The following is a 23,858-nucleotide window of genomic DNA, read 5'->3' as shown; positions in this document are numbered from 1 at the left end:
CAAACCTTGCTGTCAACGGATTTCATATCGATAACTTCAGGTTTCAAGAACAAGATGTTCCGATTAGCTAAACGGTTGCTTGTAAGTACCGAAGAAGCTGAGGATGCGACGCAGGAAGTACTGATGAAATTATGGACTAAAGGTGATTCTTTACAGCAGTTGGGCAGTGTTGAGGCTTTTGCAATGACACTCACAAAGAATTACTGTTTGGATCAGTTGAAGGCAAAACGATCTTCGAATGTCGCCTTAGAGCATCATTATTTTGAGGATGCTTCGCAGCAAACACTTCGAAAGGTAGAGGCAGAAGATCGATTGGCAATTGTTGAGAAATTAATGGCACAATTACCCGAGCAGCAGCGATTGATTTTGCAGCTGCGAGAGGTTGAAGAATATGAGTTTGCTGAAATAGCAAAAGTGATGGAAATGAATGAAACAGCTGTGCGAGTGGCTTTATCTAGAGCGCGAAAGCAGCTGCGGGAACAAATGTTGAAATTGGATCAGTATGGAATTAGTAGAAATTAAAGCATTATTAGAGAAGTACTTTGAAGGCGAGACGACTCTGGCAGAAGAAAAGCTGCTAGCCTCATATTTTGCTGGTGAAGTTGCTCCAGAGTTAGAAGTTTACAAGGGCTATTTCGGGTACTTTAACCAAGAGAAAGAAATTAGTTATCCGGTAAAGCAATTGTATGCTTCGCAAAAGCGTCAGTTTACCTATATCTCGATTGCCGCGGCAGTAGTAGTGCTTTTAGGAATAGGATACTATTCGTTTTTTGGAACGCCAAATGTGGGTCGGTCGGGTGTTATTAACGATCCAGATGTAGCCTACAAAGAAACTGAAAAGGCTCTGATGATGTTGTCGGGGCATATTAACAAAGGCGTAGAAAGCGTGCAGTACCTAGAGAATGTAGAAGAAAGTAAAAGCAAAGTTTTTAAAGAAGAAAAAAGTAATCATCAATCAAAATTAAATAAGTAAATCATGAAAAAGTTCATTTTAGTAGTTGTTTTGGCCTTAGTTCCAACGCTATTTTTTGGTCAATCGGTGTTCGATAAGTTCGATGGTCCGGATGATGTTCAGGCAGTGATCGTCAACAAGAAAATGTTTGAGATGATCGGTAAAGTAAACAGTAAGGATAAAGAGGGACAGCAGTATCTGAATTTAGTGAAGCAGTTAGACAACCTTCGTGTTTTCACTACAAGTAATCCGAAAATTGCAGCTGATATGAAAGCTACAGCTATAAAATACATGAAAACTGCCGGTCTGGAAGATTTAATGCGAGTTAGCGATAAGGGTAAGAATATCCGAATTGCTGTGAAATCGAGCGGGCGTGGGAATCAAATTTCAGAACTCTTGATGTTCATCGAAGGCGGTGCTAAAGAAGAATCAGTGGTTTTGTCGTTAACAGGTTTATTCGACTTAGACGATATTTCTGTACTAACAGATAAAATGAATTTGCCCGGTGGAGATGATATCAAAGGCGCGTCAAAAACAAAAAAGTAACATTATGAAAAAGCTAATATTTGGTTTTCTTGGACTTCTAATTACACTGACTTCATGCAAGTCCGACCCAACTGTCGAATCGTATTTCGTCGAAAATCAGGAAAACAAAGACTTTATATTTTTAGATATCTCTCCTCAAATGCTCGGCTTGGATAAATCGAAACTTACCGTGGAACAGTCGAAAGCGCTAGCACAGTTTGAGAAAGTGAATGTTTTGGCTTTCAAAAAGAGCGAAACCAACGATTCGCTGTACGGTGCTGAAAAAGCTAAAGTATCGGAGATCTTGAAAGATAAAAAATACGAACAGTTAATGCGCTTCGGCTCAGGAAAAGCAGGTGCCGTGGTTAAAGCGCTTTCAGAGGGCGATAAAGTTAATGAGTTTGTGCTTTTTGGATATGAAAGTGAAAATGGTTTTGCGTTGGTCCGAATTTTAGGAACCGATATGACCGCAGATAGTTTCACCGCTTTATTACCGCTTATGCAACAAGGGGATTTAAATTTAGATCAGTTAAAGCCATTACAAGCTTTTGTAAAATAACGCAGTCACGTTTAAATAATTTTTAGGTTAGTTATTGAATTTGATAAAAAAGTCGCCTCATTGGGCGACTTTTTTTAGCTATTCTTGAAGTACTTGTACGGAAAAAGGAGCATTCCAAAACACTCACCTTTATCTTTACCAATATGTTTGTGATGCATTTTGTGTGCGCGTCGTACGGCTTTTGCATATCGGCTGTTTGCCGTACGGAACAATTTAAAACGCTGGTGTATAAAAATATCGTGCACTAAAAAGTATACCAATCCGTAGGCAAATATTCCTAATCCAATGGCGAGTCCTATTGATAAAATACCATTATTCCACAACAGGAAAAATCCGATACTTACAACGGCATAAAAAATGAAGAAAGCATCGTTGCGTTCAAACCAGCTGTCGTGGTCTTTTTTGTGGTGATCGGCGTGTAAGTTCCAAAGAAATCCATGCATGACATATTTGTGGGTAAACCAAGCCATGAATTCCATCATAAAAAAAGTCAGGAAGAAAACGAGAAAATGAATCCACATAACTATAATAAATTTAAGCGGTAAGATACATAACAGCGCGCAAATAGTTGCAGTTTTTGATAATCGTTAACGCGTATACGTGCTGATTTAATTTTTTCAGACGGCGTCGATTTTAATTTCTTGAGTAACTTCTGGTAGTAAACAAAAGCAGTATATACGCCAAACTTAGCTGCATCTGGTAACAGTAATATGCCGTCGAAGGCTTCGCGAAATTCGGCTTCAATTTCTTTAACGATTGCACGTTTGGAGTTCTCGTCCAAATTTGCCAAATCGGCGTTTGGAAAGTACGTTCGGCTAAGTTGTTCGAAATCGGCTTTTAAATCGCGAAGAAAATTCACCTTTTGAAAAGCCGAGCCCAATTTCATGGCTGGAACTTTTAAGGCATCGTATTGTGCCTGATTTCCTTTGACGAAAACTTTCAAGCACATCAATCCGACCACATCAGCCGATCCGTACACGTACTGTGCCAACTCTTCCGGCGTGCTGTAAACAGTTTTGTGTAAATCCAAACGCATGCTGTACATAAACGCATCGATTAACTCGCGCGGGATGTCGTATTTGTGCACGGTGTATTGAAATGCATTCAAAATCGGATTCAAACTGATTTTGTCTGTTAACGCATTTTCTAAGTCGGTTTCAAAACGTTCGAATAAGGTTTTTTTGTCGTAATCGTGAAACGTATCCACAATTTCGTCGGCTAAACGAACAAATCCATAGATGTTGTAGATGTCTTGTCTAATCGATTTGTCGAGCATTTTAACTGCTGCTGAAAACGATGTGCTGTACGCGGTCGTTACTTTTTTGCTGCAGCTTCCGGAAACTTGATCAAATAATGCTTTCATAGGTTCTAAACTTTAACGATTAGAATATTTTTCAATTAAACCGGCGGTAAGTTTTCCTGAAATCAGGGCGGGAGGAACTCCAGGTCCTGGTACGGTTAACTGTCCGGTAAAGTATAAATGTTTTACTTTTTTACTTCGTAATTTGGGTCGTAAAAAGGCCGTTTGAAGTAAAGTATTGGCCATTCCATAAGCATTTCCTTTGTACGAGTTGTATTCGGAAACAAAATCATTTTTACAAAAAGACTCACTAAAGGTAATATAATTTCGAACGTCTTGTTTAGTTAAGCGCTCAAAACGGGTCATAATTTTATCGAAGTACTGTTGTCTCAGTGCGGCTGTGTCCTCAATTCCCGGTGCTAGTGGCACTAAAAAGAAACCCGCTTCGCAACCTTCTGGTGCGCATGTCGCATCGGTTAGCGAAGGAAAATTTGCGTAAAACAGCGGTTCGTCGGGCCATCTGGGAGCTTCGTAGATGTCTTTAGCATGCGCTTTAAAATCGGTATCAAAAAACAAAATATGGTGATTAATGTTTTCCAACTTCTTGCTAAATCCCACATAAAACAATAGGGAAGAGGGTGCGAAAACACGAGAATCCCAATAGCTATCGCTGTACATGCGGTATTGTTTTGGTAGCAATTGTTCGCTGTGCGCGTAATCAGCACCTGAAACAACTACATCCGATCCGATGAATTCGTTGTTAACTCGAATTCCTTTCGCGATACCATTTTCAACAACAATTTCAGAAATCGCTGCGCTGGTGTGAAAGCTTACTCCTAAGCTAGAAGCAAGTTTGTGCATGCCAGCCACCACATCGAACATACCGGTTTTTGGATGCCAGGTTCCCAAACCAAAATCGGCAAAATTCATAAAACTGTAGAATGACGGCGTGTCTTCTGGCTTTGCACCTAAAAACAGTACCGGAAATTCTAGTATTTGCCGCAGTTTTTCGTTTTTAAATTGCTTGCGGACATCAGCGCTAATGTTCGAGAAAAATTGTGTTAGTCTTCCGATCGTTTCTGGAGTTACTAATTCCAAAGGCGATTCGCCCGGACGGTACACCAGATTTTCAATGGCAATTCGGTAATTGTCGCGAGCTGTATTCATGAAACGTTCCAACTTGGCAGCACTTCCGGGCTCAATTGCTTCGAAAGTGGCTTTTATTTTGGCGAGTTCGTCGTCGATAACCACACTATCATCTGCGCCAAAGAAAACACGGTACGCAGGAGCAAGCTTTATCAAGGTGTAGTAATCGGCGGCACTTTTGCCAAAATCTGCGAAAAATCGTTCGAAAACGTCGGGCATCCAATACCAACTTGGACCCATATCGAATGTAAAGCCATTCTTTTTTAATTGGCGTGCGCGTCCGCCAATCGAATTATTTTTTTCATAAATGTGAACTTGGTGTCCGGCTTTAGCCAAATAACAAGCAACAGAAAGCGACGAAAATCCAGAACCAATAACAGAAACTTTTTGAGACATAAAAACTAAAGTGTGCGAATGAAAGTATTAATAGATTCGTATACAGTAACTCTGCTGTCTAAAAGTTTATCGGAAACTAATTGCGCCTGCTTTCCAAGCAAAACAATTTTGGTACTGTCGTCGTTAAGTAAATTTTCTTTCAGATCTTTTACATACGTATTCATTTCTTCGGCAATTGGCTCGACAGTACAATACGTCACGTATGTAATGTTGCTGAAAGCTTTTTTCATGTCCGATAGGCATTCGAGAGGTACGGATTCACCTAAATACACCGTTTGAAAACCGGCATTGATGATTTCGTAGTTTACGAATAGAATTCCCAATTCGTGAATTTCATTCATCGGAAGGTACAGTACGTAGGTTCGATCCGTGTACTGCGGACTATTTAATTGTGCTTTTTCGGTGTTAACCAAAACCTTCTGTTTGATTTGGTGGCTAATGAAATGTTCGTGTACGATATTAATGGTATCTGTTTGCCACAGCAAGCCTATTTCGTTGAGAAGGGGTACAAAGATTTCATGAAAGATCTCGCGGAACGGCTTCTCTGAAAGCAATTTATTATACGTTTGAACGAAAAGTGTCTGGTCGAAGTTCATCATGGCGAGTTTGAAATCGCTGATAGCATGAACTTTTACACTTTTGCTCGAGATTATTTCGTTGACTAATTCCGGAATTCGTTCTTCGGGATATTTTGATATCTTCGAAATTTTGTAACCGTGATTGTGCAACAAAGTAATGTTGAGCAGCTTTTGTAAGCTCGCCAAATCGTAATAACGAATGTTGGTGTCGGTTCGTTTTGGCTCGAGGACATTGTAGCGCTTCTCCCAAATACGAATCGTGTGGGCCTTAATGCCGCTCAAATTCTCGAGATCTTTAATCGTCAGGATGTTCTTAACGTAAGCCATAGTCTTATTTTGTTTAACAAATATAGGTAAATACTTAAACAAAATAATTTATTGGCTAAGTTTTAGGATTTTTTAAACAGTTGATTTACTGAAGAAAAAAATCTTTAGTTATTTTTAAATGTCTGTTTTTTAATTAATTAAGTGTTTTTTAGTGGATTGTTTTTTTAGTTTGAGAATAATTTTTATCCCAATCGACTTTTTGTTTAAGTAGATTTGATTTTGTTTAATCAACTCTTGTCTGGAGTTTAAATTTGTCCTTGATAGTTTGCTTAGCAGAAGCGAGAGGAAATAAAAAAAGTCTGCTTAAAAACAGACTTTACATGTGACCAAGGTGGGATTTGAACCCACACGCCCTTACGAGCACCACCCCCTCAAGATGGCGAGTCTACCGTTTCTCCACTTGGCCGAGTATAAAAAAAGTCAAACGCAAAACGTCCGACTTTCGTGACTCGACTGGGGCTCGAACCCAGGACCCCATCATTAAAAGTGATGTGCTCTACCGACTGAGCTATCGAGTCTGGAACATAAAGCAAAAAAAAAGTGACTCGACTGGGGCTCGAACCCAGGACCCCATCATTAAAAGTGATGTGCTCTACCGACTGAGCTATCGAGTCTTTTTAACTTTGCTGAATGCGGGTGCAAATATACAGCGTTATTCTGTATATTTCAACACATAATTCCTATAAATTTACCTTTTTTCTTGCGTGTTTGATAACTTATTTATATGCAGCAATTTAGCTTAAAATCATCGGTTGTTTTAATGGGTTACGCCGGTTCTGGTAAGTCGACCGTAGGAAGATTGCTTGCGCAGAAGTTAGCAATAAGACACCAAGACCTCGATACTTTCATTGAAGAAAAACAACAGCAATCGATCACCGACTTATTTAAAAATCGCGGTGAAATTTATTTCCGGAAGATTGAAAACCAATTGCTTGTAGAATTATTAAACGCCGGATCGCCTTTGGTGATCAGTTTAGGAGGCGGAACACCTTGTTACGGAAACAACGCCGAGCTCATAGCTAACAGCCAACACCTCTCTTTTTATCTGCAAGCCAACGTGCCCACTTTGGTTGCACGATTGAGTAACGAAAAACAACAACGCCCGCTATTAGCTGCTGTCGAGGATTTACCTACTTATATAGGTCAGCATTTATTTGAGCGCGAGCACTACTACCGAACTGCAAAGCACATCGTTTCAACGACGGGCAAAACTCCCGAAGAGGTTGCCGATGAGATTTATCGATTTTTAACGTAAATAAGCTATGCGTTCCGGGCCGTCTAAAACCACTTCAACGTGTTCTTGTAGTGAAGTCGACAGCGAAATGCCTTTAAAATCGGCTTTTACGGGAAACATTTTGTGATTGCGATCAACCAGAACGGCTGTTTTGAATTTTCGAAGCGGAATATCCAAAAAGTAACGGACAGCATATATCAAGGTTGTTCCGGAATGCAAAACATCGTCGACAAGCACCAAACCAGTATCGGCAAGTTGTTCGCGTACAGGTGTGCTGCTAATGTTTCCACGCGGATTGCTTTTGTCGAGTTGTACTTCGCAAAGTATCGTTTGTAATGGCGATACACGGCGAACTTCCTCGGCAAGTAGTTGCGCCAATCGATGGCCATTTCCTTGAATACCAGCAATAACGACGCGATCTTCATCGATAAATGTTTCGTAAATCTGGTAGGCCATTCGGGTTATCTTGTGGCTAATTTCGTTGTGGTTGAGTATAATGTGTTGGCTCATGGTTCAAAGGAAACAGATTCTTCGTTGAGATAATCTTCAAAATCGCGACGGTCTTTTTTTGTTGGTCGGCCTTCTCCAAAACGGCGCGTGTGATCTTTACCGAGTTGTAGCAATTCGTATTGCTGATAAACTTCTTCAGGCGTAATGTCTTTGCGATAAATATCAACCAATTTAGCTGCCATTCGGCTGGAAGGCAAGTCCAAGACTTTAATGGTGCGCGTTAATTGCTCGCGCCGAAACGCAATTTCGTCGCCGGGGAAAACTTCTTTTGCAGGCTTTGCCAAATGCCCATTTACCCACACTTGGTTTTTCTTACAAGCTTCCGTTACCATATTCCGAGTCTTGTAATATCGAACACACCACAAAAACTTGTCTATTCGCATTTTAAAATAAGGCGTTAAAGTTCGAATTCAAAAAAATCTAAATTGTATCTTGCGCGCTCAATTAGCAACGACTTACATGAACAAAGTTAAGATTTTCTCGGCGCTCTTTTTAGCTCTTGCCGCATTAATTTCTTGTAATAGAGACGACGATAATAACAGTGCGCCAATTCGCGATTACGGCGAACAGTACACAGCCGATATTTTAGCGATCGAGACTTATCTCAAAACGCATACGTTAACGGTTACCACAATCGACGGACAACCAGACGTTTCAATTACAGCAATACCAACAGGAAATCCCGACAATTTAATATCCATTTGGGACAATACTGCTTATCCGCTGCAATCCAAAATTGTGCAAAACGACAATAGGACCTCGAATGCAGTTGATGGCGAACTTGTGGACGATACGCAATACAAACTATACTATTTAACGATTAACACCGGTGGTGGCGCAACCGCAAAATCGATCGATTCTACTTACGTGAGCTATCGCGGTTGGAAACTAGATAATGCCGAGTTTGATCGCAATGCAAACGGTTTGTGGTTTACGTATCCACCAGTAACAAGTGCTGAAACCAATGCCGTTTCGATTTCAGGTTTTAGACAAATTTTAAGTGGGATGAATGCCTCAACAGGTATAATTAATAATCCTGACGGAACATTTTCATTTCAAAATTCCGGAGTTGCCGTTGCTTTTTTGCCTAGCGGATTAGCTTATTTTTCTGCTGCACGAACCGGTATTCCTGCATATTCGCCTTTGGTTTTCACCATCCGTTTGCATACCATTCGTGAGCGAGATCACGATCGCGACGGTGTACTAACCAAATATGAAGACTTGAATAACGACGGAAATCCGTTTAACGACGATACAGATGGTGATAACACGCCAGATTTCTTCGACATCGACGACGACGGCGATCGCGTCCAAACACGTTTTGAAGTGCGCGACGAGAACAATATTCGTTATCCTTTTGAGTTAATTCCAACTTGTCCAGGTGGAACTCAAAAACGACACCTCGACCCGAACTGTAACTAACACATTAACCCGATTCGTCGGGTTTTTTTGGGTGTTTTCTGTGCCTAATTTTCGTTGCGGACGTACGCCACGCCATTCGCTGCCCTCGATAGCTATGGGGTTACTGCTCGGCAGCTGCCGCTGGCAGCAAGTTTTCGCTGCTGTCGTTAACACAAAATAGTGCGCTTAATATAAGTAAAGAAGAAACTATCCACTCTGCGAAAGTCGTCGATACACACATAGTTTGTTAGCATTGTTTTTTGGTAACGATTGCCCGCAGCCGCGACTGCAACGGAAAGCGCGCAAAGAAAAAGCCGCAACAGCCTTTGGCTTTTTTGTGGCGACCAACGGAAGCCCAAAAACGACTTAAGGATGTGCGACTTTTTGTGTGTACTTGTAGTGTAAGGCGCGAAATGCTGCCCTAAAAAACCACTAAAATTATTTTCTTGCGATAACTTTTTTAGCTTTTGCCACAATCGATGCGGCGTTTAAACCGTACTTTTCCATCAATTGTTCGGGCGTACCGCTTTCACCAAAGCTGTCGTTTACCGCTACAAACTCTTGCGGACGTGGGTTATTTAGTGCCAAAACGAGCGAAACGCTTTCGCCCAAACCACCTAAAAAGTTGTGCTCTTCGGCAGTAACTATACAGCCTGTTTTTGCAACCGATTGCAAGATAGCTTCCTCATCTAACGGCTTAATTGTGTGGATGTTCAAAACATCAGCCGAAATTCCTTCTGCTTCGAGGGCTTCGGCAGCTAAAAGCGCTTCCCAGACCAAATGACCGGTAGCTACAATCGTAACGTCGGTTCCTTCTTGCAAATGCACGGCTTTTCCAATCACAAACGGCTCATCTGCAGGCATAAAATTCGGAACCACTGGGCGTCCGAAACGCAAATAAACCGGTCCGTGGTGGTCGGCAATGGCCAAAGTAGCCGCTTTGGTTTGGTTGTAATCGCAAGTATTGATAACGGTCATGCCCGGAAGCATTTTCATCAAACCAATATCTTCTAAAATCTGGTGCGTAGCGCCGTCTTCGCCCAGCGTTAAACCGGCGTGCGACGCACATATTTTCACATTCTTATCTGAATAGGCCACCGACTGACGGATTTGATCGTACACGCGTCCGGTAGAAAAGTTAGCAAAAGTTCCCGTAAACGGAATTTTACCGCCAATGGTTAAACCGGCCGCAATTCCAATCATATTCGCTTCAGCAATACCCACTTGAAAAAATCGGTCGGGATGATTCTTTTTAAAATCGTCCATTTTCAACGAACCGATTAAGTCGGCACAAAGCGCAACCACATTCGGGTTTTTAAGTCCAAGTTCCGTTAAACCGGCGCCAAATCCTGAGCGCGTGTCTTTACTTCCCGTGTTTGTATATTTTTTCATGCTAGTAATCGGTTTCTTGAGTAGTGGTGTTTTGTGCCAAAGCGGCTTCTAATTGCGCATCGTTTGGCGCTTTTCCGTGCCATGCGTGCGTGTGCATCATGTAATCAACGCCGTGACCCATTTCGGTATGCAATAACACACAAACGGGTTTTCCTTTTCCGGTAAGCGATTTGGCTTCGTTCATGCCGGAAATAATTGCGTCAAGGTTGTTACCTTCTTTAATTTCGATTACCGTCCAATCGAAGGCTTCGAACTTAGCTCGCAAACTTCCCATAGCCAATACTTCGTCGGTCGATCCGTCGATTTGCTTTCCGTTTAAATCGATTGTAGCGATTAAGTTGTCTACGTGTTTAGCCGAAGCATACATGATTGCTTCCCAATTCTGACCTTCCTGCAATTCGCCATCGCCGTGCAGCGAGTACACCAATTTGCTGTCGCCGTTTAATTTCTTCGCTTGTGCAGCACCAATGGCTACCGATAAACCTTGTCCTAACGAACCTGAAGCGATTCGTACACCCGGAAGTTTCTCGTGTGTAGTTGGATGTCCTTGCAAACGCGAGTTAATGTGTCGGAACGTGGCTAATTCGGAAACTGGAAAATAGCCCGAACGCGCTAAAACGCTGTAGAACACCGGCGAAATGTGTCCGTTTGATAAGAAAAAAATGTCTTCGCCTACGCCATTCATATCGAATGTTTCTTTGCGATCCATGATGTTTTGGTACAGAGCTACGAAAAATTCGGTACAGCCGAGTGATCCACCGGGATGCCCAGAATTTACCGCGTGTACCATGCGCAGGATGTCGCGTCGAACCTGAATGCATAGGTCTTGGAGTTGTTGTGTGTTTCGCTTCATAAGCTAATTTGAGTTAGAAGCGGCAAAGATAAAAAACTGACTAGCAGAATTAAGAATATTTATCAGGCAGTTGTTCACAGTTTAATATGCTTTCGCAGAGGAGCATTCGGCTAGCAAAATTCGGTTTTCGACCAATTACTCTTCCGTCCATTTAAAAACATTCACGCCAATAGCGTAGCCGTAAACTTTGTTGGCGCTGTTGCGGTAGATGCGAATTTTGTTACAAGCGCGACCCAGATCGATTTTCGTCCAGGTTTTTCCACCGTCTTTGGTTTCGAAACCGCTGTTCATCGTACCAACAAATCCGTGATTTTCATCGATAAAACCAATTCCAAATTCGCGCGCAGCGGCATCTTCAATGAGATTGATTTCCGTCCATGTTTCGCCGCCGTCGGTTGTTTTGGCGATACGTTGTTGCTTGACGTTTGGATCGGGATTGTACGATTGTATCGTTACGTAACCCACTTGCGGCGTCGGAAATGAAACTTTCCAGGTCGTTTCGAACAGTCGTGCCGATTGGTATACTTTTTTCCAGGAATTGCCGCCATCGGTTGTTTTGAGGATTACGGCATGGGATTGCGAAATATCGTCGCTGCTGGCGGCACAGGCAAATCCAAGGTTTTTATTCAACATTTTAATATCGAACAGCATTTTGCAATCGTTTTGCAGCGATTTCGATTGCCAAGTTTCCCCGCCGTCGTGCGAAACGAGCAGGTTTGCAGGGCTTCCGACACGGCCCACAGCAAAAAGATGGTATTTGTAGTCGATGTTTCCGTGATTGATGTATTGTTCTTTAACCACATCGATGGCGCATAATCCTTTCACATACGGACCCTTATACGAAACGGCTTCCCAAGATGTACCGCCGTCGCGGGTTCGATAGAGCGGAATGGTGTCGGTTACGTTTGGAAAATACTCGGTGCCTACGGTTCCGACAAAACCCACCTGATCGTTGATAAAAGCAACGGTTCTAAAAAAGCTGCCTTTTTGTTCCCATTGTTTGGTCCAGGTTTCGCCGCCGTTATTGGTGTGAAAAACTTTTCCGAATCCATTTACATACCAGCCGGTATTTTCATTGATGAAGCAGATGTCGTCTTGTTTACCTGCGTAAGGTTCGGTGTTGAGTTGCTTCCAGTTTTGTGCGTTAATGTTGAGGAACGGCACTAGCAGAAAAATCAGAATTGGTGCGCTAATTTTCATTTCGTGAGTTTTATAATGAGTCGTCGGTTACGACCTTTAGTAACAAAAATTCAAATGCTTGTCGAATTCGCTAGAAATCGCGTTTAATTTTGAATGTTGAGTTAATATATAGGTTAAACTACCTGTAATATCTAAATTTATTTGCAATTTTAGGGAATCGAAATTAACTCAACTTTTTGCATGAAAGTAGCGCTTTTTACGAATGAATTTCCACCACACATTTACGGTGGCGCTGGTGTACACGTCGATTTTCTCTGTCAGGAATTATTAGCTCACGCAGAAGTAGAAGTTCGCTGTTTTGGCGATCAGAACGAAAGTAGTGAACGACTGCATGTACAGGGCATCGAAGCCAATGACGAAATACTACAATCGGCTGCTTTTCAAGTGAAGTTATTTCAACATTTAATTCGAAACGTTGATATCTCCGCCGCTACACCAACGGCAGACGTCATACACTGTCATACTTGGTATACCCATTTAGCCGGCGTTTTTTCCAGACAATTATTACAAGTGCCGTTGATTCTTACAACTCACAGTTTGGAATCGCAACGACCCTGGAAAGTCGAGCAGCTCGGAAACGGCTATTTTCTTTCACGTTGGATTGAGCAACATGCCTACCAGACAGCTGATGGGATTATTGCTGTAAGCCAGCAAATGAAACGCGATGTTGTTGATTCGTATCAGGTAAATCCCGATAAAGTCACGGTAATTCACAACGGTATTGATCCGGATTTTTACGCACCTACCTCCGACGATTCGTTGCTGGAGCGCTATGGCATCAATCCCGACATTCCGTTTGTACTTTTTGTAGGGCGCATTACTCGTCAGAAAGGTATTTCCCAACTCATTGCTGCAGCACATCATTTTGATGCGAATTGCCAAATAATTCTTTGTGCCGGCGCTCCCGATACGCCTGAAATTGCTCAAGAAACCGAGCAGTTGATTGCCAAGTTGCAGCAAGCACGGCCGGGTGTAATTCTTATTTCAGAAATGCTGCCGAGAGAGCAGGTTCGCATTTTGTACAGTAAGGCGCGCGTTTTTGCGTGCCCGTCGTTGTACGAGCCTTTTGGCATCATTAATTTGGAAGCACTGTCGTGCGAAACTCCCGTAGTAGCTAGCGCGGTTGGAGGAATTCCCGAAATCTTGACCGAAGGAGAAACGGGCTTTTTAATTCCGTTGGAGCCGGTTTCAAAGTCGGATTTTTATCCCAAGGATCCGGCGGCTTTTCAACGTGCTTTTGCAGAAAAGGTGAATGAGCTGCTGCGCGACGAATCCAAAGCAATTGCGATGGGAAAAGCGGGTCGAAAGCGTGTAATCGATCACTTTAGTTGGCGCGCTATCGCAAAACAAACTTTCGATTTTTATCGTTCCGTGCAAGCAAATTTTAAACCGGAACAAGCTTAATCTAGACAAACCTCAAAACAAAATACATTTCCATGAATACAAGTACTTTAGCTATAATTTTAGGTGGCGGACAAGGTTCTCGATTATATCCTTTAACCGAAACACGTTCGAAGCCAGCAGTTCCGATTGCTGGAAAATACCGTTTGGTTGATATTCCGATTTCCAACTGCATCAATTCGGATATCAAACGTATGTTCGTTTTAACGCAGTTTAACTCGGCATCGTTAAACCAGCACATCAAAAACACCTATCATTTCAGCCATTTTAGTACTGCTTTTGTGGATATTTTGGCCGCAGAACAAACGCCGGACAATCCGACCTGGTTTCAAGGAACTGCCGATGCGGTGCGCCAGTGCATGAACCACTTTTTAAATCACCAATTCGATTATGCACTAATTCTTTCAGGCGATCAGCTCTATCAAATGGATTTCAACCAAATGATTAAAGCACATCACGAAAGCGGCGCCGAGATTTCGATTGCTACCTTACCCGTTACGTCTAAAGAAGCACCCGAATTCGGAATTTTAAAAACCGATGCCCAAAGTTGGATTACTTCGTTTATTGAAAAGCCAGACGCATCGTTGTTGCCGGAGTGGACGTCTGATGTTAGCGCTGAATCGGCTGCTGCGGGCAAGCACTACTTGGCGTCGATGGGTATTTATATATTTAACAAACAGTTACTTATCGATTTAATGTCGAATCCGAACACGAAAGATTTTGGCAAGGAAATCATTCCGCAATCCATCGGTAAACATAAAGTACTGAGCTATCAATACGAAGGTTATTGGACCGATATTGGAAACATCGAATCGTTTTTCGAAGCTAATTTGGGATTAACAGACGATATTCCGCAGTTTAACTTATTCGATAATTCACAGAAAATTTACACGCGTGCTCGTGTACTTCCGCCTTCGAAAATTACTGGCGCAACTACTATCGATCGGTCTGTGGTTGCAGAAGGTTGTATCATTAATGGTGCTGCGATCAAGCATTCGGTGGTTGGAATTCGGAGTCGGATTGGTTACGGTACTTCTATTTCCAATTCGTACCTGATGGGTAACGATTATTATCAAAATCTGGAAGAAATCCGACAAAACGTTGAAAAGCAAATCATCAACATCGGCATCGGTACGAACTGTGTTTTGAACAACACGATCATCGATAAAAATTGCCGCATCGGAAATGGCGTTGTTTTGAACGGCGGTCCGCATTTACCAAACCAAAATACGCCCTTATTTGCGGTAAAAGAAGGCATTATTGTGGTTAAAAAAGGTGCGATTCTGCCGGATGGGTTTGTGGTTTAGGGTTTTGAGATTGTGAGATTGTGAGATTGTGAGATTTAAAGATTTAAAGATTAAAAGATTAAAAGATTAAAAGATTAAAAGATTAAAAGATTAAAAGATTAAAAGATTAAAAGATTAAAAGATTTAAAGATTTAGAGATTTAGAGATTAAAAGATTAAAAGATTAAAAGATTGAAGGATTGAAGGATTGAAGGATGGTTCGTAAACTACAATTCCTTACTATCAAATCTTTGTGGTTAAAAGTTTAGGTTTTTAGTGGTTTCTGTTTAAAGATGAGAGGCATTTTGGTATCAGAATTCACAGCAGATTTCGTTCGAGTTGGTGCCTAGATACTCGTTTTAACGGTAATGTAACACGATTTGACCAATTTGGCCGACAATTTTCATGGAGTCTTTTAAAGATAGTTTAGAGCCATCTACGTGCATCCAACGGTTAAGTGGCTTTTCGCAAATCAACGTTTTTGCTTTTTCACTACCGTAAACTTTTTTCATTCGCATAAAAATTTCTACGTCAAATAACCATTTGGTCAAGAATTTTTTCTGAAATGTCTTTTCAACGATTTCCTTCGACATTATTTTCGCGCCGCATTGCGTATCGTTGAAGTCCATTTGCAATACTTTTCGGATAATTAGATTAATGCTTTTACTAATTATTTTGCGAGCAGATTCCTTCTGAATGGCGGCTCCCATGCGGCTTATACGTGATCCACTAACGATTTTGTAGCTGGAATTGTTTATCGTTTGTACGAGTTCGTCGAAGTCTTCAAAATTTGTTGCTAAATCAGCATCTAAAAATCCGATGTAATCAAACTGATTCTCTTTTGCTAAATGAAGCATTCCTTGTCGAACGGCTTCTGCTTTTCCAACATTTTTTTCGCAGTTGTAAATACTTACCCGATCTTCATTTGATTTCCGGATTTCTTCCAAGACGCCAAGTGTGTTGTCTTTACTTCCATCATTAACGAAACACAAATGATATCCCAAGTTTTGATGAATAAATGTTTTAAATTCGGTAACTGCTAATCTATTTTCTTCATTGTAACACGGAATTACAACACCAACACAAGTGCTTTGAATGTTTCTATTTCTGGCTCTGTCGGTTACTGTAAAATCGGTTTGCGTGCCTAATAATTTGCCCACTCGAATACCAATCTCGCTCAAACTAAGTGGTTTTTTTAGATAATCCTCAGCTCCAAGTTCAAAACCTTTGACAATGATTTCTTCTTCGTTGTTTCCGGATAAAATCATAACTGGAGTTGCGTGTCTTTTAATCTTTTTTATGTATTTAACGATTTCTAAGCCAGAGGCTTTTTCATTAATGTTTGTAGTATCATTCTTTTGGCTGTCGATTTCTAAAACCGGCATATTTATATCAACTATCACTAAATCGGGCTCAAATTCGTCGTACTTTTTGATGGCACCAAATACGTTGTTTGAGCTTTCAACCTGATAGCCTAAATCAGTCAAACATTTGTACAGAGAAAGCACTACTAATTCTTGGTCGTCGATGATTAATATTTTCATAATGATAGAGTTTTTAATTCTGAATTTCGGAGCGAAAGTATATTTCTTTACCAGTTCATGTTTTGATTTTTAGACCAATGGTAGGTTTTCATTCGATGAACTGAGGATAAGTGTAGTTGCGTTTTATTCTATTTTCTTTTCAATATCAGTATCTTTACCGTATCTATTAAACACCAGACTCTTTGTGCGAGAAAAATCAAATAAATACTTACTGATTGCATTAATAATTGGCGTAGTATTTCACTCTAGTGTCATTTTTTTCACACTCGAAAATTCGTACGATGCCTTGATCCATATGTTTTTTGGCAATCACTACGCTCAAAGTTGGTTTGAACCTTGGAATTATAGTTGGTATACCGGTTTTACGGTAATGGGTTATCCGCCGCTGGTTCACCAATGCATCGGTTTGCTGTCGCTTTTGGGAGGCCTAAAATTTGGCTTGATAACAGTCGCTATCCTTGCTGTAATTCTCTTTATTACGGGTGTTTTTCGTTTTTCGTTAGTTATTACTGGAAATCGCGATGTAGCCGGATACGCTGCTTTAGTGGCTGTTTTTTCCTCATCTTTTATAGAAACACTCCACATTTTCGGTCAGTTGCCGAGTATCATTGGTATTTCTGTATTAATGCACGCACTACCCGAAATTTATTTGTGGATAAAAACAGGAACTAAAAAGTATTTTTTCACTGCTACCTCGTTGATCGCCGTAACGGTTTGCTCACATCATGTTACCCCTTTGTTTGGGATGATTTTCTTCATTTTTCCGTTAATTGGAATGACAGTAATGGATGTGGCTAGAGAAAAGGTACATGCTTACGCAGAAATCAATTTAAAGTTATTTCTAAACTCTTTATTGTCTTTATGGAAGCGAATTGTTGCATTTGGTGTAACAGCTGTTTTTTTAATCCTTTTTTGCATACTTCCGTATTGGATTAATTCTAAAAAGAATCCGATAACGCAGGTTCCTATTCCACACGGAAGTAGAGATAATTTTCTTGAAGTTGCGTCGTCTGGTTTGATGTTTTTCCTCATTCCCTGGGGAATTTTATTGTTTATACTTCCGTACATATTTTATCGGTATTTCAGTAAGCGCTATTTGTTTTTCGGATTATCTATCTCATTACTAACTTTATTGGGAACAGGTGGCACAACGCCAATTCCTCTTAAAATACTAGGTTCTAATGCCTTTAATATTTTAACTCTCGATCGGTTTACGCTTTGGGCTGCTTTAATGAGTTTACCCATATTCGGCGAATTCGTGTACCGCTTAGTGGAGGCCGATTTACGAACTCGGATACAGGAGAAATTTGGCTCTGTTTATTACAAAGTTATTTCGATGTTCTTTGCGGGAGCCTTTCTCTTTATGGCTATTTTTACCATTACTTTAGGTTTTTTTAGGCCGTTTCAGCCACAAAAAATTAATACACTTCCGATCGTCAATTTTCTGAATCAAGACCAGCACGATCAATGGCGTTATCTGCCACTTGGCTTTGGAGATCAAATGGCAACGCTTTCCTATCAGACTCGAGCTTTAACAGTTGATGGTAATTATCATTCTGCAAGGCGACTTCCCGAACTCACCTCTCGTGCTGTCGAGCGTTTAGAAAATTCAAAGTTTCGCGGTTTAGAAGGAATAGGTTCGTTACAGCAATTTTTAACAGTTCCCGAAAAATACAATCTCAAATATGTTTTTTCCAACGATAAATTCTATGACCCCATTTTGTACTTCTGTGGTTGGCATCGATTAACACAGCTTGAAAATGGGATTATGGTATGGGAGAAGTTGAATGTTTCACCGTTGCCAAAAATTCTTCCTTTTGAGGAAGTTCCTTTATATCAAAAACTAATGTGGGGAATCATTCCCATGCTCACAATTGTAGTGGCTTTTATCTTGAATATTCAAATGATTTTTATTCAAGCTCTAAAAATCAAACCCGTTTTGCCTTCCGATTTTCTAAAATTCAAAAGCAACTATGTACTTTTCCCTCCTAAATTGCTCCAGCTTTTGCAGCTGTGGGGCGGTTTGATTTTGCTAGTTGTTTTCTATTGCACCTATCAGTTTTACCTAAATAATACACCACAATTAACAGCTGCCAATGTGGTAAAATCGTATTACGACGCGCTTGATTTTAAAGAATTTGAGCGGGCGCATTCTTATTTATATCCTAAAGCAAAAAAATCCTTACCCCAATTTTTACTAGAAACGGCGGTTCAAGATGGTGTCTTAAATTCTTACGGTAAATTAGATGCCGTAGCTATCGAGGAGCTCTTTCAAACTGAGAATACAGCGAAAGTTATTGCGAAAACTAGATGGGTTACACCGCTGGAAATTATCGAGAAAAACTACACACACGATTTGGTGAAAGAAGCGGGAAAGTGGTTTATCTTACCAAGTAAAGTAGATGCGGATATTCCGCCCGATCAATTTATTTCGAACAATAAATCAGCCTTTTTCAAGCACGGCCGAAGAATATTAACTACGCAGCAAACCTATCACGACGATGTTTTAAAACAGCCGGTTCTCGAAATTTTATCGGCTAAATTAATTAGACATAACGATAAGTACGTAATTATCGGTGAAGTCCAAAATGTGGATAACGTTCCTGCCGATGTGGTTTTAAAAGCTACTTTGTACGGTAAAAAAGACAAGAGATTGGCATCTTTCAATGCTAAATACGAAATTAAACACAAACTCTTACCGATGGAAATCAGCAGTTTTAAGGTAGATTTTGAAGATGTAGCTTGGGTGAAAAATACAGACTTGAAACCTAAAACTTTTAATCCCAATGAATTTTCTCCTTCTGAAATTACCGACCAGCCGCTAACTTTTGACATTCAATGCGCGGGAAATGTTGCTACCACTGATTTGTACACCGAAGTTGCGCTATCAGATATGCATATAGAAAAAGGACTACTACGCGGAACACTTTTTAATTACGGCATTCAAGAAAGCACGATACCGCAATTGCTGATATCATATTACAACTCAAATAAAGAACTCATTTATGTTGATCATTACTTTATGCGCGAAGGTATTCGCGTACAGCGTAAAAAGAGTTTTGATTATAAGTTGTTGAATTTGTTGTCTTGCAAAACAATAAAATCATCGTTGGAGAATTGTTTCGTTAACGGCCTTAACAATGCTGAAATTTCTAAAGCGGTGGTTCCAAACAGAAAACAAATCCAAAATGAGCAGCAGCTGCAGCGCGTAAAAGGAGCAGGCTTTGATTATGTGAAAATTGAAATCAACAATTACATCGGCAATCCACGATGATTAATCGAAAACGAAACATACTCTTTTTGATTTTCACACTATTTCTTTTAGCATTAGCTATTGGAAAAGAGGTTGCGCGAATTGAATCTTTGGTTTTAGTAACAAAGGCGACAGAATTTACAGCCGGAACTCCGATAAAATTAGAATTTACAGCAAAGTCAAACAGCGAAAAACCGCAGCTTTTCATCATTCATTCCTACGGAAAAACACTATTAGAAGCGAGCGTAGATCGAGGTAATTACGTATTTGAACTACCGGAGAACTATTGTGAAAAAACGGGAAAGGTCTCTTGGTTTTTGATTCTGGAACACGAGTCGATAGCATCGGGTACATTACAAATACTTCCGAATCCAAAAACTAAAACAGTTCTAGAAAATTATTTCGGTCCTCGAAAAATTATGGCAGGAGGAAGAGAGTTCTCGATGATGGTGGTTGTGCCAACAGACGGTTTCGACAACCCAAAAGAATCGAATACTACCGTGAAATTGAAATATCAGTTTCTTCAAAACATTAGTACTTTGGATTTGCGGACCAACAACTTTATTGCTTGGTATAACATATATTCGCCAGATAAAGCCGGCAAGATTTTAGTTTCAACTGAATGTGAAAATACTGTGTCTAAAGAAATTGAAACCGAAGTTTATCCGAATATTGCGACAGACTTTTCTATCAATTATTCCAGAAATCATGAATTTGCAGATGGAAACCAACTTACCCGTTTTTCAACTTCTATAATTCGCGATCAGTTTGGAAATGTTGTTAGCGATGGTACCTTAGTGTATTTCATCATTCGAACTAAAGAAAATATGTTGTTGAAGACATTTGGAGCTACGATTAACGGAATTGCAAGCGCGCAAATTTTACATCCAGATCACCAAGACAGCTATCAAGTTAAGGCCTACGTTATGGGAATTGCTGAAAGTAACTCAATAACAATAAATTACAAACCGGTAGCCGCTTCGTTTGATTATGCTTTAAGTCACAATAATCGAACGCTCCGGGTTGGCCCGATCAAAAGTTTTATGAATCAGTTGGTTCCCGATGGAATTACTGTGGTCTTAAACGTTTTGCAAAAGAATAAGATCGTAGCTACTTTGGAAAAAGAAACCTCAAAGGGAATAGCATTTTTTGAGATTTCGGACGACATCCTTGCAGCAGGCAATTTTCAATTAGAAATAAAAACGCTTGGTATTTCCAAGAAAACTCCAATTTTACGTAATGACCATCAACAATAGAAGCATGATTCGGATTTTATTGGTAAGCTCATTTATTGTGCTAAATGTGCTGTTATTATTAGGTCTGAGTAATATTTTGAATTATCTCAATACTGGTGCCGATCGAAGTTCGATGCTTCATTTGGAGAGAGAAACAGTAGACACGTATTTACCTGCGGTTACTTGGGATGAATTGAAAAATATTGGGCGTAAAATGGAGCCTACAACTTTGAAGAAAATTGAGAAAGATTATTTATTTTCTTGGTACGTCAAGAATAAATCGCTGAAAAGTAACGATAAGCAAGGAATTGAAGATTTTTACACACAAAATGCACGGGTTAATCTATTTAAGTCGATTGACTACAATTTAAGAAATCATGTTTCCATTGAAAGCACTTCTTTAAAGCATCATCCCAAATTAGAGTTTTACAGTGAAGATGGGCAACAAGTAGTGTTTACAGATAAAAATGTAATTGAATTTCAGCGCATTTTTAAAAATGAAAAATTGATTACCGAAGTTCAAGATACGGCTACCTATAAGATAATGATGCTTTTAGAAGACGGTTTTTGGCGCGTTAGGCATATTGAAAAAATGTCGGCTATTCCCGTTGCAACCGATACGGTTAAAAAGAATCCTGAATTTAGCGTATCGGGAAATAAGATACTATTTAAAAATTCTGAATTTACGTTCAAAGGAATAAACTACTATCCAAAAAATTCTGCATGGGACACTTTTGGCGACGCCTTTAATAAAGATACTATTGCTAGAGATTTTGATATTATAAAATCTGCAAAGCTAAACTCGATTAGAATTTTTATTCAATATGACGATTTTGGAAAGGCAAACCTCAAACCTGAAAAGATCGAGAAACTAAGAATTCTACTAGATCTCGCACATGCCAAAGGATTAAAAGTTGTAGTGACGCTGTTTGACTTTTACAGCGATTATACTTTGGAAAGTTGGACTTTAACCGGTAGGCACGCTGAAAAGCTAGTTTCTGAATTTAAAAATCATAAAGCCATTGCAGCCTGGGACATTAAAAATGAACCGAATCTTGATTTTGAAAGTCGCGATAAAAACAACGTTTTAAACTGGGTCAAGCAAATGATAACAGTTGTGCGAGAACACGATCCTAATCATTTGATTACAATTGGCTGGTCTAATTCAACTGAAGCAAAGAATCTTGAAGACAAGGTCGATTTTGTTTCTTTTCATTATTACCATTCGATAGCCGACTTTGAATACGAGTACAACAATTTACAGAGAGCAACCAAAAAGCCGTTGGTAGTTCAAGAGTTTGGAATTCCTTCTTACAGAGGTTTTTGGCGGTGGTTTGGCGAAGATGAGGAAGATCAAGCCGAATATCATAAAAAAATGCAAGCCTTATTCAAAAAGAATAATCTTGCATTTATGTCGTGGACGCTCTATGATTTTCCGCATGTTCCCGATCAGGTTGCGGGTAAATGGCCGTGGCAGAAGAATCGTCAGAAAAAGTTTGGCTTCATCGATGAAAAGGGAGCAAAAAAGCCGTCGTTTTTATATATTTCCAACGATTAATTGAGGATTCTTTTTTGATTGCAATTCTTCAAACTTATTCAAGTACATTTCCACAATTTTGTCCATGGATAACGAACATGCGGCATTGAAATTGGTTTGAGCGATTCGCTTTCTGTAGTTATCGTCCTCAAGAATCGTTTGAATGGCAACGGCTAACGAAGAAGTACAGTTCGGATTGAAAAATTCTCCCTGATAGCCTTCTTCCTTTACGAGCAGTGCCAAGTCGCCTAAATCAGGCATCACGACGGCTTTTCCGTAGCTCCCCGCTTGATGTAAAACACCAGAACTACCTGTAGTGGAAGTATAGGGGAAGGCCACTATCGTACTTTCTTTAAAAATTTGTTCTACATCATTTTCTTCCACATACCCTGTAAAAGTCAGACCTTCAACATGAGCATATTTGTCTTTTACCGATTGCAAATAACCAGGTGTATTCGGACTATCTGTTCCAGCGATTACCACTTCAAGAGGTTCTTTATTTTTTTGCCGAATAAGCTCCACGGCATCAATTAGAATTTCAACCTTCTTGTAGGTTCCAAACTTCCCAAAAGCTAGAACTTTTTTAGGGCCTTCGGGTAAATCAAAATTTACCGACTGCGGCGATTCGAAGCTGCCGTGCGGAATTAAAGTTACATTTTGCGCATTATATTTTGCCTTCAAAATAGATACGTAAGCAGTTATTGTTACGGCTACTGCATCGGCTTTCAAAAGACAATTGGTAAGCTGTGTTCCGATGAAATTGTAAATTTTCTTAGCTATTTTGTTCGATGTAAAACCTGCATTTGTTAAATCTACTTGTTCTAAAATATTGTGCAACAATACCACGGAAGTGCAGCCAAACATCTTTAAAATCATAGGAATGAGTAAACCTAGTGCAGCGGGTATTTTTTTATCACCAAATTTTACAAATTGTAAATTGAACAATACCGCATCGGGTTTTTCCTTTATAATTGCCGACACAATAGTGAACAGATTGGTGTAATTGTTGAATTTCCAGCATTCGTTAACCGAAACTTTGTGGCTGTTCTTAAAATCCAGCTGTTTGGGTTCCGCAGTGTAATCTGTAACCAAAACCAATTCAGTTACTTCTTCTTTCTGGACGAAGTTTTTTACTAGATGATAGCCGTATTCATTTAAGGTTACTTTGCTGGGAGGGAAAGCCGTAACAATTGCTATTTTCATGATCGTACCTTTTATATTTTATTTTAA

The 23,858-nt window shown here is 40.0% G+C and carries 22 protein-coding genes and 3 tRNA genes; 11 read left to right on the top strand and 14 right to left on the bottom strand.

Going from position 1 to position 23,858, the window contains the following annotated elements:
• The first annotated feature begins 54 nt into the window (after positions 1 to 54).
• The 4 genes from Q0064_RS09700 to Q0064_RS09685 are packed head-to-tail and all read left to right on the top strand — an operon-like array spanning position 55 to position 2,036.
• Positions 55 to 522 (top strand): RNA polymerase sigma factor, encoded by a 468-nt coding sequence (locus Q0064_RS09700; RefSeq protein WP_298147789.1) that lies wholly within the window; start codon positions 55 to 57, stop codon positions 520 to 522.
• Positions 503 to 973 carry a hypothetical protein gene (locus Q0064_RS09695; protein ID WP_298147787.1) on the top strand — a complete coding sequence of 157 codons (471 nt, stop codon included), beginning with the start codon at positions 503 to 505 and terminating at the stop codon, positions 971 to 973. Before Q0064_RS09700 ends, Q0064_RS09695 begins: the two co-directional genes overlap by 20 nt.
• 3 nt (positions 974 to 976) lie before the next feature.
• Positions 977 to 1,498 (top strand): DUF4252 domain-containing protein, encoded by a 522-nt coding sequence (locus Q0064_RS09690; protein ID WP_298147784.1) that lies wholly within the window; start codon positions 977 to 979, stop codon positions 1,496 to 1,498.
• A gap of 4 nt (positions 1,499 to 1,502) precedes the next feature.
• The gene (locus Q0064_RS09685; protein ID WP_298147780.1) at positions 1,503 to 2,036 is read left to right on the top strand and encodes a DUF4252 domain-containing protein; all 534 of its coding nucleotides are present in this window, start codon (positions 1,503 to 1,505) and stop codon (positions 2,034 to 2,036) included.
• 74 nt (positions 2,037 to 2,110) lie between these two features.
• Here Q0064_RS09685 and Q0064_RS09680 read toward each other — a convergent pair whose 3' ends face one another.
• From Q0064_RS09680 to Q0064_RS09650, 7 genes are all read right to left on the bottom strand, one after another.
• The gene (locus Q0064_RS09680; protein ID WP_094487328.1) at positions 2,111 to 2,557 is read right to left on the bottom strand and encodes a sterol desaturase family protein; all 447 of its coding nucleotides are present in this window, start codon (positions 2,555 to 2,557) and stop codon (positions 2,111 to 2,113) included.
• A 2-nt stretch (positions 2,558 to 2,559) separates the two neighbouring features.
• On the bottom strand, positions 2,560 to 3,399 hold the full coding sequence (locus Q0064_RS09675) for a phytoene/squalene synthase family protein (protein ID WP_298147775.1): 840 nt from the start codon (positions 3,397 to 3,399) through the stop codon (positions 2,560 to 2,562).
• A gap of 12 nt (positions 3,400 to 3,411) precedes the next feature.
• Entirely contained in the window at positions 3,412 to 4,878 is a 1,467-nt protein-coding gene (gene crtI, locus Q0064_RS09670) for a phytoene desaturase family protein (protein ID WP_298147772.1), read from the bottom strand.
• Between the two features lie 5 nt (positions 4,879 to 4,883).
• Positions 4,884 to 5,783 carry a MerR family transcriptional regulator gene (locus tag Q0064_RS09665; RefSeq protein WP_298147769.1) on the bottom strand — a complete coding sequence of 300 codons (900 nt, stop codon included), beginning with the start codon at positions 5,781 to 5,783 and terminating at the stop codon, positions 4,884 to 4,886.
• Between the two features lie 323 nt (positions 5,784 to 6,106).
• Positions 6,107 to 6,189: transfer RNA gene (locus Q0064_RS09660), tRNA-Leu, on the bottom strand.
• A gap of 39 nt (positions 6,190 to 6,228) precedes the next feature.
• Positions 6,229 to 6,301: transfer RNA gene (locus tag Q0064_RS09655), tRNA-Lys, on the bottom strand.
• A 23-nt stretch (positions 6,302 to 6,324) separates the two neighbouring features.
• Positions 6,325 to 6,397 (bottom strand) — tRNA-Lys (locus Q0064_RS09650).
• Between the two features lie 110 nt (positions 6,398 to 6,507).
• Here Q0064_RS09650 and Q0064_RS09645 point away from each other — a divergent pair.
• Positions 6,508 to 7,038 (top strand): shikimate kinase, encoded by a 531-nt coding sequence (locus Q0064_RS09645; protein WP_298147766.1) that lies wholly within the window; start codon positions 6,508 to 6,510, stop codon positions 7,036 to 7,038.
• Here Q0064_RS09645 and Q0064_RS09640 read toward each other — a convergent pair.
• Both Q0064_RS09640 and Q0064_RS09635 read right to left on the bottom strand, forming a co-directional pair.
• Positions 7,030 to 7,527, bottom strand: a complete 498-nt coding sequence (locus Q0064_RS09640) for a phosphoribosyltransferase family protein (protein ID WP_298147763.1) — start codon at positions 7,525 to 7,527, stop codon at positions 7,030 to 7,032. The two genes, Q0064_RS09645 and Q0064_RS09640, sit on opposite strands and share 9 nt — an antisense overlap.
• Positions 7,524 to 7,910 carry a S4 domain-containing protein gene (locus Q0064_RS09635; protein ID WP_298147761.1) on the bottom strand — a complete coding sequence of 129 codons (387 nt, stop codon included), beginning with the start codon at positions 7,908 to 7,910 and terminating at the stop codon, positions 7,524 to 7,526. The genes Q0064_RS09640 and Q0064_RS09635 overlap by 4 nt, the downstream gene beginning before the upstream one ends.
• 76 nt (positions 7,911 to 7,986) lie before the next feature.
• Here Q0064_RS09635 and Q0064_RS09630 point away from each other — a divergent pair, with 76 nt between their 5' ends.
• Complete coding sequence (locus Q0064_RS09630; RefSeq protein ID WP_298147759.1) at positions 7,987 to 8,949, top strand: hypothetical protein; 963 nt, start codon at positions 7,987 to 7,989, stop codon at positions 8,947 to 8,949.
• A gap of 417 nt (positions 8,950 to 9,366) precedes the next feature.
• Here Q0064_RS09630 and Q0064_RS09625 read toward each other — a convergent pair whose 3' ends face one another.
• From Q0064_RS09625 to Q0064_RS09615, 3 genes are all read right to left on the bottom strand, one after another.
• On the bottom strand, positions 9,367 to 10,320 hold the full coding sequence (locus tag Q0064_RS09625; protein ID WP_298147755.1) for a transketolase C-terminal domain-containing protein: 954 nt from the start codon (positions 10,318 to 10,320) through the stop codon (positions 9,367 to 9,369).
• 1 nt (position 10,321) lies between these two features.
• Positions 10,322 to 11,173 carry a transketolase gene (locus Q0064_RS09620; RefSeq protein ID WP_298147752.1) on the bottom strand — a complete coding sequence of 284 codons (852 nt, stop codon included), beginning with the start codon at positions 11,171 to 11,173 and terminating at the stop codon, positions 10,322 to 10,324.
• 135 nt (positions 11,174 to 11,308) lie between these two features.
• Entirely contained in the window at positions 11,309 to 12,373 is a 1,065-nt protein-coding gene (locus tag Q0064_RS09615) for a hypothetical protein (RefSeq protein ID WP_298147749.1), read from the bottom strand.
• Between the two features lie 180 nt (positions 12,374 to 12,553).
• On the opposite strand from Q0064_RS09615, the gene glgA reads away from it, so the two are divergent.
• A complete protein-coding gene (gene glgA, locus Q0064_RS09610) occupies positions 12,554 to 13,777 on the top strand; it encodes a glycogen synthase (RefSeq protein ID WP_298147748.1) in 1,224 nt (407 codons plus the stop codon).
• A 32-nt stretch (positions 13,778 to 13,809) separates the two neighbouring features.
• Positions 13,810 to 15,081 carry a glucose-1-phosphate adenylyltransferase gene (locus Q0064_RS09605; RefSeq protein ID WP_298147745.1) on the top strand — a complete coding sequence of 424 codons (1,272 nt, stop codon included), beginning with the start codon at positions 13,810 to 13,812 and terminating at the stop codon, positions 15,079 to 15,081.
• Positions 15,082 to 15,418: 337 nt separating this feature from the next.
• Here Q0064_RS09605 and Q0064_RS09600 read toward each other — a convergent pair whose 3' ends face one another.
• Entirely contained in the window at positions 15,419 to 16,603 is a 1,185-nt protein-coding gene (locus tag Q0064_RS09600) for a glycosyltransferase (RefSeq protein WP_298147742.1), read from the bottom strand.
• 184 nt (positions 16,604 to 16,787) lie between these two features.
• Here Q0064_RS09600 and Q0064_RS09595 point away from each other — a divergent pair, with 184 nt between their 5' ends.
• Genes Q0064_RS09595 through Q0064_RS09585 form a run of 3 tightly spaced genes read left to right on the top strand, consistent with a single transcriptional unit; the run spans position 16,788 to position 22,649 of the window.
• Complete coding sequence (locus Q0064_RS09595; protein ID WP_298147739.1) at positions 16,788 to 19,877, top strand: hypothetical protein; 3,090 nt, start codon at positions 16,788 to 16,790, stop codon at positions 19,875 to 19,877.
• Positions 19,878 to 19,903: 26 nt separating this feature from the next.
• Positions 19,904 to 21,112, top strand: a complete 1,209-nt coding sequence (locus Q0064_RS09590) for a hypothetical protein (RefSeq protein WP_298147736.1) — start codon at positions 19,904 to 19,906, stop codon at positions 21,110 to 21,112.
• On the top strand, positions 21,096 to 22,649 hold the full coding sequence (locus Q0064_RS09585) for a cellulase family glycosylhydrolase (RefSeq protein ID WP_298147734.1): 1,554 nt from the start codon (positions 21,096 to 21,098) through the stop codon (positions 22,647 to 22,649). Before Q0064_RS09590 ends, Q0064_RS09585 begins: the two co-directional genes overlap by 17 nt.
• Here the strand turns inward: Q0064_RS09585 and Q0064_RS09580 are convergent.
• Positions 22,629 to 23,831 carry a glycosyltransferase gene (locus Q0064_RS09580; protein ID WP_298147731.1) on the bottom strand — a complete coding sequence of 401 codons (1,203 nt, stop codon included), beginning with the start codon at positions 23,829 to 23,831 and terminating at the stop codon, positions 22,629 to 22,631. The genes Q0064_RS09585 and Q0064_RS09580 overlap by 21 nt on opposite strands.
• Positions 23,832 to 23,858 lie beyond the last annotated feature (27 nt).

It is taken from the genome of Flavobacterium sp. (assembly GCF_027490375.1).
In the GTDB taxonomy this organism is placed as follows: domain Bacteria; phylum Bacteroidota; class Bacteroidia; order Flavobacteriales; family Flavobacteriaceae; genus Flavobacterium.
The sequence above is the reverse complement of the archived record's forward strand: the minus strand, read 5'-3'. Positions and strand labels throughout refer to the sequence as shown.

Excerpts from the sequence above, each read along its gene's own strand:
- Q0064_RS09700 (WP_298147789.1), top strand. The coding sequence starts at position 55 with ATGTTCCGATTAGCTAAACGGTTGCTTGTAAGTACCGAAGAAGCTGAG.
- Q0064_RS09695 (WP_298147787.1), top strand. The coding sequence starts at position 503 with ATGGAATTAGTAGAAATTAAAGCATTATTAGAGAAGTACTTTGAAGGC.
- Q0064_RS09690 (WP_298147784.1), top strand. The coding sequence starts at position 977 with ATGAAAAAGTTCATTTTAGTAGTTGTTTTGGCCTTAGTTCCAACGCTA.
- Q0064_RS09685 (WP_298147780.1), top strand. The coding sequence starts at position 1,503 with ATGAAAAAGCTAATATTTGGTTTTCTTGGACTTCTAATTACACTGACT.
- Q0064_RS09680 (WP_094487328.1), bottom strand. The coding sequence starts at position 2,557 with ATGTGGATTCATTTTCTCGTTTTCTTCCTGACTTTTTTTATGATGGAA.
- Q0064_RS09675 (WP_298147775.1), bottom strand. The coding sequence starts at position 3,399 with ATGAAAGCATTATTTGATCAAGTTTCCGGAAGCTGCAGCAAAAAAGTA.
- crtI (WP_298147772.1), bottom strand. The coding sequence starts at position 4,878 with ATGTCTCAAAAAGTTTCTGTTATTGGTTCTGGATTTTCGTCGCTTTCT.
- Q0064_RS09665 (WP_298147769.1), bottom strand. The coding sequence starts at position 5,783 with ATGGCTTACGTTAAGAACATCCTGACGATTAAAGATCTCGAGAATTTG.
- Q0064_RS09645 (WP_298147766.1), top strand. The coding sequence starts at position 6,508 with ATGCAGCAATTTAGCTTAAAATCATCGGTTGTTTTAATGGGTTACGCC.
- Q0064_RS09640 (WP_298147763.1), bottom strand. The coding sequence starts at position 7,527 with ATGAGCCAACACATTATACTCAACCACAACGAAATTAGCCACAAGATA.
- Q0064_RS09635 (WP_298147761.1), bottom strand. The coding sequence starts at position 7,910 with ATGCGAATAGACAAGTTTTTGTGGTGTGTTCGATATTACAAGACTCGG.
- Q0064_RS09630 (WP_298147759.1), top strand. The coding sequence starts at position 7,987 with ATGAACAAAGTTAAGATTTTCTCGGCGCTCTTTTTAGCTCTTGCCGCA.
- Q0064_RS09625 (WP_298147755.1), bottom strand. The coding sequence starts at position 10,320 with ATGAAAAAATATACAAACACGGGAAGTAAAGACACGCGCTCAGGATTT.
- Q0064_RS09620 (WP_298147752.1), bottom strand. The coding sequence starts at position 11,173 with ATGAAGCGAAACACACAACAACTCCAAGACCTATGCATTCAGGTTCGA.
- Q0064_RS09615 (WP_298147749.1), bottom strand. The coding sequence starts at position 12,373 with ATGAAAATTAGCGCACCAATTCTGATTTTTCTGCTAGTGCCGTTCCTC.
- glgA (WP_298147748.1), top strand. The coding sequence starts at position 12,554 with ATGAAAGTAGCGCTTTTTACGAATGAATTTCCACCACACATTTACGGT.
- Q0064_RS09605 (WP_298147745.1), top strand. The coding sequence starts at position 13,810 with ATGAATACAAGTACTTTAGCTATAATTTTAGGTGGCGGACAAGGTTCT.
- Q0064_RS09600 (WP_298147742.1), bottom strand. The coding sequence starts at position 16,603 with ATGAAAATATTAATCATCGACGACCAAGAATTAGTAGTGCTTTCTCTG.
- Q0064_RS09585 (WP_298147734.1), top strand. The coding sequence starts at position 21,096 with ATGACCATCAACAATAGAAGCATGATTCGGATTTTATTGGTAAGCTCA.
- Q0064_RS09580 (WP_298147731.1), bottom strand. The coding sequence starts at position 23,831 with ATGAAAATAGCAATTGTTACGGCTTTCCCTCCCAGCAAAGTAACCTTA.